At 45.0% G+C, this 8,811-nt stretch carries 7 protein-coding genes; 6 read left to right on the plus strand and 1 reads right to left on the minus strand.

Annotation, left to right across the window (positions count from 1 at the left end):
• The first annotated feature begins 82 nt into the window (after positions 1 to 82).
• The 4 genes from ACTXGO_RS07055 (at position 83) to ACTXGO_RS07070 (ending at position 4,863) form a co-directional block, all read left to right on the plus strand.
• Positions 83 to 1,936: an ABC transporter ATP-binding protein gene (locus tag ACTXGO_RS07055; protein WP_443573836.1), complete on the plus strand. Its 1,854-nt coding sequence runs from the start codon at positions 83 to 85 to the stop codon at positions 1,934 to 1,936.
• A gap of 211 nt (positions 1,937 to 2,147) precedes the next feature.
• The gene (locus ACTXGO_RS07060) at positions 2,148 to 2,579 is read left to right on the plus strand and encodes a hypothetical protein (RefSeq protein WP_443573838.1); all 432 of its coding nucleotides are present in this window, start codon (positions 2,148 to 2,150) and stop codon (positions 2,577 to 2,579) included.
• A 12-nt stretch (positions 2,580 to 2,591) separates the two neighbouring features.
• Positions 2,592 to 3,206 (plus strand): GNAT family N-acetyltransferase, encoded by a 615-nt coding sequence (locus ACTXGO_RS07065; RefSeq protein ID WP_443573840.1) that lies wholly within the window; start codon positions 2,592 to 2,594, stop codon positions 3,204 to 3,206.
• Positions 3,207 to 3,360: 154 nt separating this feature from the next.
• The gene (locus ACTXGO_RS07070) at positions 3,361 to 4,863 is read left to right on the plus strand and encodes a bifunctional 2-methylcitrate dehydratase/aconitate hydratase (protein ID WP_443543062.1); all 1,503 of its coding nucleotides are present in this window, start codon (positions 3,361 to 3,363) and stop codon (positions 4,861 to 4,863) included.
• An 81-nt stretch (positions 4,864 to 4,944) separates the two neighbouring features.
• Here ACTXGO_RS07070 and ACTXGO_RS07075 read toward each other — a convergent pair whose 3' ends face one another.
• Positions 4,945 to 5,715, minus strand: coding sequence for an SDR family oxidoreductase (locus tag ACTXGO_RS07075; RefSeq protein WP_435950973.1), 771 nt, complete (start codon positions 5,713 to 5,715; stop codon positions 4,945 to 4,947).
• Positions 5,716 to 5,957: 242 nt separating this feature from the next.
• Here ACTXGO_RS07075 and ACTXGO_RS07080 point away from each other — a divergent pair, with 242 nt between their 5' ends.
• On the plus strand, positions 5,958 to 7,310 hold the full coding sequence (locus ACTXGO_RS07080; protein ID WP_443543064.1) for a DUF2868 domain-containing protein: 1,353 nt from the start codon (positions 5,958 to 5,960) through the stop codon (positions 7,308 to 7,310).
• A 227-nt stretch (positions 7,311 to 7,537) separates the two neighbouring features.
• The coding region (locus ACTXGO_RS07085) for a DUF3482 domain-containing protein (RefSeq protein ID WP_443573842.1) at positions 7,538 to 8,811 on the plus strand (1,274 nt) is incomplete at its 3' end.

Here is an 8,811-nt window from a genome sequence, read left to right on the forward strand (position 1 = left end):
CACCCTACAAAATCTAAATAAATGCTATCTTAATAAACTTATGAATATAGATTTTTAAGCGCGATTACTTTACCCTACCTGCATGACAAACACTCCTAATCTTAGCAAATCCCCTTTCGACAAAAAGCCGCCGGTCAAAAAGACTGAGCGGCGTGCTTTGTTATGGGATATTCTCAAAAAGCTCGCTGTTTTTGCGGCGCCTTATAAAGTCTTGATTGTTGCGACACTGATTTTAACAGTGCTTGGCTCCTTTACCGCGCAGGTCAACGCCTTTGTGCTGCGTTATGCGGTCGATACCTTGACCGAGATTGCAACCTTAGCTGAGCCTTGGGAAGCGGGTTTGCGGATGCTGACTATCATTAGCGTCGTGCTGTTATCCAAAGAGGTATTATCGATATTTATCTCCTTTGGTCAGCGCTTTTATGGCGAAAAGATTCGCATTAATCTATCGCGTGACTTATCACAAAAGATTATCGAGCGCATTCTCACCTACCGCATGGCGTTTTATACCAGTAGCGAGAACGACAGTGGCAAATTACAAACCCGTATTGATTATGGGGTTAGTAGCCTAACAAGCCTGGTGCAAAACTTCTTTATCGATATGCTACCGCTGTTTGCCAGTGCCTTAGTGTCTTTAATTATCATGTTTTCGACCAACTTTTGGATAGGCTTAGTTGGTTTGATTATTATTCCTATTTATTTCTTTATCAGTCAAAAACAAGCGCGGCGCTTGCAAGGATTTCGTCGGCAGATGCGCGGCTTTCGAGAAGCCAAAAGCGGCTTAGTTATCTCCCTAATCAACTCAATTAGCGTGGTCAAATCCTTTGTCCGCGAGCCTATTGAAGCGCAAAAGCATCTTAAAATCCAAAAAGAGATGACCGATAATCAGCTGCGCATTCGTAGTATTGGCTTTATCTACGATGCTATTAAGACCTTTATCGAGCAGATCGGCGTGGTGGTCATTATTTTGCTTACTTCTTATTTTGTCTTACAAGGCGAGATGACCATCGGCATGATATTGTTCCACGTTATGCTGTTTCAAAACGTCGCCGCGCCTATTCGTCAATTGCACCGTATTTATGATCAGATTAATAACGCTTTGACTTATGCCGAAGGGTTTTTTGAGATATTAGAAGATGACAAGCAAGTAGAAAACATCACAGGTATGAGTACCAAAAACCTAACAGGTCATATTGAGCTTAAAAACGTTGATTTTACTTACCCCAATGGTACGCAGGCGCTAAAAGATGTCAGCTTCACTATTAAGCCTAATCGCATTACCGCGCTCGTTGGTCTCTCTGGTGCTGGCAAGAGCACTATTATCAGTCTGCTAGTGAAGTTTTATGAGCCTGACTCAGGCACTATACTATTAGATGGTCATGATCTAGCAGACTGTGACACGCATGAACTGCGTCAACGTATAGGCTTGGTGCTACAGAGCAATCATATATTCTCAGGTACTATTAGCGAAAACATTCGCTACGGCAATATGAACGCCAGCATGGATGACATCATAGTCGCGGCTAAAAAAGCCTCGATTCATGAGCAGGTCATCACCCTCGCAGACGGTTATGACAGTACCGCAAAATCGCTATCGGGTGGTCAGCAGCAACGTATTGCGCTGGCAAGAATGTTCTTAAAAGATCCCCCGATTGTATTTTTAGATGAGCCAACCGCTAGCCTCGATGCTATCGCCAGTCAGCAGGTCAAAAAAAGCTTGGATCTGATCAAAAAGGATCGCACTGTCATTATGGTCTCGCACAATATCGCGCAAATCATTGATGCTGATGATTTGGTGGTAATAGAGAACGGCCGAGTGGTTGAAACCGGTACGCACGAGGAGCTGTATGATAAAGGCGGTAAGTATTACGAGATATTTAGCGCGATGTCCGATAGCTTAAATTTAGACAAAATCAGCCAAACCATTAATGGCTAAGCGGACTTTATATCGGCTCTTTTTATATCAGATCTCCCCTTTGATATGTCACTTGAGTCACAAAGAATACACTTGTGCGGTTGCTAATTGTATTGAGCGGAGTAAAATGCTTTTTATTCCCAAGCATACTACTATGTTTGGTTAAAGCGATGGCATGTATACTTACTCCTTAGTATAAACCGTAGCGCTTTTATATAACAAAGAGATATCAATGATTACATTTCAAATGCCAGAGTTTTCACTACCCACGTCGATGATGGGCTCAGCGCCTGCGTTGCAATTGCAACAAAAAACAGTGGCGATGTTTATGGCGATTCCACAAGTCATGACCACTCGTATCTGGAATCTGGCGAGCATGCCTATGGACACAGATACGCAGCAAAAAGAGATTCAAACGATGATCTCTGAAAAAGAAAAAGCCTTTATAGAGTCTATTGGTGATATCAATTCACAAATTATCGCCTCACAGCTCGCTTTGGGCAAACAGTGGATGAATGATTGGCAGCGCCTGATATCAGGTAACCACAATGCCTTTAATAACTTTGGCAAACATATTGATTCTGAAACGATCAAAATCATGGACAAAGGTATTAGCCCTTATGCTAAGACCGTTCAAGCTAATAAAATGCGCTTAGTAAATTAATAAAGTCTTATTATGGATAGTGAATTATCAATAAAGAGTTTTGATGAGCTGACCGGCATTGATCTCTACCACATTTTAAAAGCCCGCTCGCAGGTTTTTGTGGTAGAGCAAAACTGCGCTTATCAAGATATGGACGAAGTCGATTTTGACTGCTTGCATCTGATCGCGCACAAAGACGAGGCGCTCATCGGTTACTGCCGTATTATTCCGCCTGAATTCAATACTCTTAGCACCAATCTCTCTGTTATCACCTCATCCTCTCACGCTGCATTGAACACTATGCCTGCTATCGGCCGCGTGCTGGTACTGCCGCAATACCGCAGCTCTGGGCTGGCGCGTCAGATCATGACCGATGCCATTAGATACTGCCGCAAAAAATATGGCAAAAAGCCTATTATTATCTCTGCGCAAACCTACTTGCTACCCTTCTACGAGTCATTAGGTTTTATCCCTGAGGGCGAGCGTTATTTAGAGGACGGTATCGAACATATCAAAATGGTATTGCGAGTCCCGCAAAAAATCAAAGTAAAAAAAGAATCCTCAGGCATTGTGGCCAATGTACTTACCTTTTTATTACTGATATTAGGTCTGCTGTTTATCGCAGGTCTTATCTATTTAATGACCTAAATCTTGTCCCTTAAAACTCATACCTACAAACATTCATAACATAATACCCTTTGGCGAGTCGCTAGCGACTGTGCTACTTTTGAGTCATGACTATTGTTAGTTTCTGACTAAAAAATAGCTCATCCCTATTTGACTCAAGGAAGAGGTACTGGTTATGTCTACTGTAGAGAGCAACGTTCGTCCAGAGTACGACGATGAAATTCAAAAAATCGCCGATTATGTCCTTAATTATTCTATCGATAACGACTCCCCAAATAGCGTTGAGGCTTGGCATACTGCGCGTCATTGCCTGATGGATACGCTTGGCTGCGGTCTGCTAGCACTGCGATTCCCTGAATGCACCAAACATTTAGGACCGAACAGCCCTGATCAAATCACCCCAAATGGCGCGCGCGTGCCCGGTACTGCTTACAGGCTAGATCCGATCAAGGCCGCTTTTGATATTGGCTGCATGGTGCGCTGGCTGGATTACAATGATACTTGGCTGGCGGCAGAATGGGGACACCCTTCTGATAATCTCGGTGGTATCTTGGCTGTCGCTGACTATATCAGTCAATGCAATATCAGCCGAGGGCATGAACCACTCACCATGCGTCATGTGCTAGAGGCGATGATTATGGCGCATGAGATTCAAGGGGTTCTGGCTCTGGAGAACTCCTTTAACCGTGTCGGTCTCGATCATGTATTTTTGGTTAAGCTGGCTTCAACCGCGGTCGTGGCAAAGCTGCACAACTTGCCGCGCGAGCGTATGATGGCGGCAATCTCACAGTCCTTGGTCGATGGTCAAGCGCTGCGTACGTATCGTCATGCGCCCAACGCCGGTAGCCGCAAATCTTGGGCAGCAGGTGATGCCACTAGCCGTGCGGTACGCCTAGTCGATATTACCCTGCGCGGTGAGATGGGTATTCCTGGTGCTTTAACCGCGCCGCAATGGGGATTTTATGATGTGCTCTTTAGCCATACCAACAAAGACTTAGCACTTAAGCCTGAGGGTGAGCGTCAATTTAGGTTTCAGCGCGAGTTTGGCAGTTATGTTATGGAAAACATCTTGTTTAAACTCAGCTTCCCCGCCGAGTTTCATGCGCAGACGGCTTGTGAGGCGGCGGTAATTTTGCATCCGCGTATAGCAGATAGAATTGATGACATCGATAAAATCGTCCTAACCACCCATGAGTCAGCGATTCGAATTATCTCAAAAGAAGGCGCGCTATCCAACCCTGCGGATCGAGATCACTGTTTACAGTATATGGTTGCCGTTGCCCTATTAACAGGAGACCTGATGGCAGAGGACTACGAGGATGATTACCACGAACAGCATCATCTACTTATTGATCCGCTACGCCGCAAGATGGAGGTCGTAGAAGATCCGAGCTACTCAGCAGATTATCACGATCCGAGTAAGCGCTCTATTGCCAATGCCATTCAAGTATTTTTTAACGATGGTAGCAGTACGGATAAAGTGGCTATTGAATATCCTATCGGGCATAAACGCCGGCGCGAGGCAGGTATTCCTATACTGGAGGCGAAGTTCAGAGCCAATCTAGCCACGCGCTTCGTTGAGACGCGCTGTAATGAAATTATCGCCCTATGTGATGATCAAGCGCGCTTAGAGCAAACGCCTGTTAACGAGTTCATGGACTTGTTTGTGACTAATTAATTTTTGAATTAAAAGGGCGTGTCGTTGATTAAATAACGTCACGCCCTTTTTTTGTACTGATTTACTTTTCTAAGATTATATTTACCAAGGTATCGACGCCCCTGACCAATCCACAAAACTCCCCGATTGCGCCGCCGTCATACTAGATAGTACGTCCAGTAAGCATTCAGCGCTGTAGGCAGGCGAGAATAGATGACCTTCTGCGACATTACCCTGAAAAGGCGCTGATAATTGTGTGTTGACCGTACCTGGTTGCATAACCACGATACAGACGTCTTTTAATGAGCGGCTCCATTCAATACTCAAGTTTTTCATACCCATATTGAGCGCCGCTTTGCTCATGCGATAGCTATACCAGCCGCCAAGCTCGTTATCGCTAATGCTACCCACGCGCGCAGATATCGTTGCGTATATCGCAGGCCTATCATCACTACGCTCAGCTTTTGCTAATAAGGGCTTGATGTGTTTGGCAATGAGCAAACCTGCCAAGGCGTTAATTTGCATATTTTGTAAGAAGAAAGTCGTCTCCACTTGTCTCAAGGCTTTTTCTGGTTGCGAGGTATCTGTGTGCAGTAGCCCGACACAGTTAATGACCCAATCTAAATGAGTGCTGTGCTGCTTGATAGCGTCGGCCGCTTGCGCAATACTATCCTCGTCGCTGACATCCATTTGTAACCAATGTAGATTATCTGCTTCAAAGTCAGGAACGCTTCTATGGTAAGTGGCGAATATTTTAGTGCTGTTGTTGACTTCGCTGCTTTGTTCATTAGCGGTCGCTTGCATAAGGTGCTCAACCATCGCCTGACCAATACCGCCTGTACCGCCGATGATAAGATAGACTTTATTTTTCATAATAAATCCTTTATTACTTTTGTTTCTACTATTCACGTCTTTGTCTTACTCATTTATTTTGGCTGATTTTTATAACTTTTACTGTGACAAAACCGTGCATATTATGATTTTTATTAACAAGCTTTTAGAGTTGCAAAAACAGGCTATAGACTAGATAGCTTTGTTATTAGCGCGTTTTTGGTTATGATAAGCTACTTTTATGCTTTAACCTCTCACCTTGATTTTTACATGGATATCAGAACATGCTATCACCCCAAGACCAATTGACTGAGCTGGTGCGTACGCTTGAGAGCCAGCAGCATGTGTTTGCGACCGATCCGCTACTGATAACCGAAAAGTTGCAAAACGAAGATGGCACGCCGATCCAAAAATTGCATCGCCGTGCGACTCGTATCGACAGCAACGGTGCGCTGGCGCGAGTCTTAGGCAAGATAGACGGTCGTATCAAAGGCATCATGCTCATCATGAGTATCGTGTGGTGCCTATCAGGATTTTTGGGTTTATTTACCTTGCTACAGGCCAATGTCGTTAATTTCTTTTATGTTTTGGTCTGCTTACTTGGCTTTCATACGATTATGCTGGTGGGCTGGCTTGTGCTCACGCTGATGAATCAAGGTAAGCAAACGCCTAGTTGGTTTGCCAGTTTTGTCAGCCCCAACCGTTTGATACGCGGCAAGGATGATGTTACCCAAGCGGCGGTTAATCTTTATGAGCGTCAGCTAGAGCATAGTGGTATGCGCTGGTATTTGGGCAAGTTTAGCCATCAGTTGTGGCTGGCGACGCTTACTGGCATGCTGCTTGCGATTATATTTTTGCTGATAGTACGTCAATATAGCTTTAGTTGGGAGTCAACACTGCTCTCTGATCAAGCGCTTATTACCTTGACGCAAGTGCTCGGCTGGTTGCCTAGCATGGTAGGCTTTAGTGTACCTGATAATGAGGCGATTATTCAAAGTCGTTTGGTCACCAACGCCCTACCCTTATCTATCGCCCGTCAGTGGTCCGGCCTACTCATTGGTAGTTTGCTGATGTACGGTATTGTACCTCGGGCGATTGCTTGGGCATTTTGCGCGTTTATGTTCCGCCGCAAAAAGATGCGCTTAGATATCAAACTGCCTTATTATCAAAAAATAATTAACTTTTGGCAGCGTAAGGTCGTTGATGCTGATGATTTTAAGCAAGCGCCTGCCCCTGTTGCACCAAAGGCACAGGTAAGTGCTGGCAAAAAACTAGTGGCGCTACTTGAGTATCCTTATGATGATGAGCGTTGGTGGCAGGCAGGTCTTAATACTGTCAATGATAAGGCCAATGACGAGATCAAGGATTTCGGTATTCTTGATGATCGCGATGATATGGCGCGGCTCATTGCTTATTTAGACATGCACCCTGTACAGGTGCTACTGGGTATTCATAGTCACGCGCTGCCTGATCGCGGAACGTTACGCAAGCTCGATAGCATCGCCAGTCATGCCAAACAAGGGCTTATCGTTCAGTTATTAGGCGGCACTACTGATGACATACAGAGCCAAGCGCGATTTGGGCAGTGGCAAACAGCGCTATCTGCTCGTGAAATTGGTCTGGTTAGCAGTGAATAGAGAGTAGGTATAAAAGTACGCCTGACATAAAATGACGCAAGCGGCTATATCCTCTACTGACTTTTTACCTTATTCATCTTATATTAGCCCATACTCCTTCTTATCAATTAATGACAGATAACGTAAATGCTAGACTTTGAGTTATCTAAACTGATTATGCGCTACAACTATTTACGCTACAATTATAAGCATGGTAATAATAAGAACGACAACGATAAGAATTCATTATGAATAATGATCAATCTAACAACAAGCCTAATCAAAAGCCAAAAGGTAGAGGTCTGTTCGCTGACAAGGCTTATGATACGCCTATAACTACCAGTGACGCTATAGACAATAATGCTAATACCTCACTTAGCGACGCTGAACCATCACAACCTATATCGATTGATAAAGAGAATAGTAGTCAGACTGTTGATAACAAGCTTAATAATGGGAATAAAACTACAGTTGCCAGTGGTGAGTCCTTAAAGTTGGCCGTTGTTGGGCATACCAATACGGGTAAGACCTCCATACTCCGTACCCTACTGCGTGATGTTTATTTTGGTGAAGTCAAAAATGAAGCGGCGACCACTCGTCATGTGGAGCGCGCGCAGCTGACGGACAGCCAGACAGGTGAAGTGCTGGTGACTTTGTATGACACGCCAGGATTAGAGGACGCCTCAGGACTTATGGACTGGCTTGAGGACAATACTGCCAGTCGCCGTGATGGCATCGAGCGCTTAGGGCAATTTTTGGCGGCAGATATTGCAACTGGAGACGCGACGGGTTTTGATGACTATAGTCAAGAGGCCAAAGTCATCAGGCAATTGCTGGCAAGTGATATGGCCATCTACGTCGTCGATGCGCGCGAGCCGGTATTGGGTAAATATAAAGATGAGCTGGCAATACTGTCATGGGCGGCAATACCCGTGATGCCTGTGTTTAACTTTACCGATAGTCAAGACGCTAATATCGATGACTGGCAAATGATGCTGGCACGTCGTAATCTGCATATCTCAACTCGCTTTGATTCGGTAGCGTTTGAGTTCGACGATGAGATGCGCTTGTGGGGTAATCTTGCGACTATGCTGACTCATTCAGAAATGCTTGAGCAGTTAATGCAGCGCCGCACTGAGGACTGGGCAAGACTATATGATGAGGCAAATATTATCATTGCTGACTTTTTGCTAAATGTCGCCGCCTTTGTCCGTGAGATTAATGAGGACGATGATCCAATGCCTGTCCTCACGCAGATGAGGGAGGCGGTTCGTCAAAGCGAGCGCGCTATGCAAAATAGCTTACTCAATCTATATAGGTTCTATGATAATGATATAGCCTCAACACCCCTTGAACTACAGGCCTATCAGCAAGACCCCTTTGATCCAGACCTACTTAAAAGTTATGGGATCAGAACCACATCGGGCGCGGCGGCCGGCGCGTTATTAGGATTAGGCATTGATGCTGCAGCACTGGGTACGACGTTAGGACTTGGCGCTGCATTAGGCGCCATTGGTGGCGG

It is taken from the genome of Psychrobacter sp. T6-1 (assembly GCF_052258445.1).

Coding starts and splice junctions, on each gene's coding strand:
- ACTXGO_RS07055 (WP_443573836.1), top strand. CDS start 83: ATGACAAACACTCCTAATCTTAGCAAATCCCCTTTCGACAAAAAGCCG.
- ACTXGO_RS07060 (WP_443573838.1), top strand. CDS start 2,148: ATGATTACATTTCAAATGCCAGAGTTTTCACTACCCACGTCGATGATG.
- ACTXGO_RS07065 (WP_443573840.1), top strand. CDS start 2,592: ATGGATAGTGAATTATCAATAAAGAGTTTTGATGAGCTGACCGGCATT.
- ACTXGO_RS07070 (WP_443543062.1), top strand. CDS start 3,361: ATGTCTACTGTAGAGAGCAACGTTCGTCCAGAGTACGACGATGAAATT.
- ACTXGO_RS07075 (WP_435950973.1), bottom strand. CDS start 5,715: ATGAAAAATAAAGTCTATCTTATCATCGGCGGTACAGGCGGTATTGGT.
- ACTXGO_RS07080 (WP_443543064.1), top strand. CDS start 5,958: ATGCTATCACCCCAAGACCAATTGACTGAGCTGGTGCGTACGCTTGAG.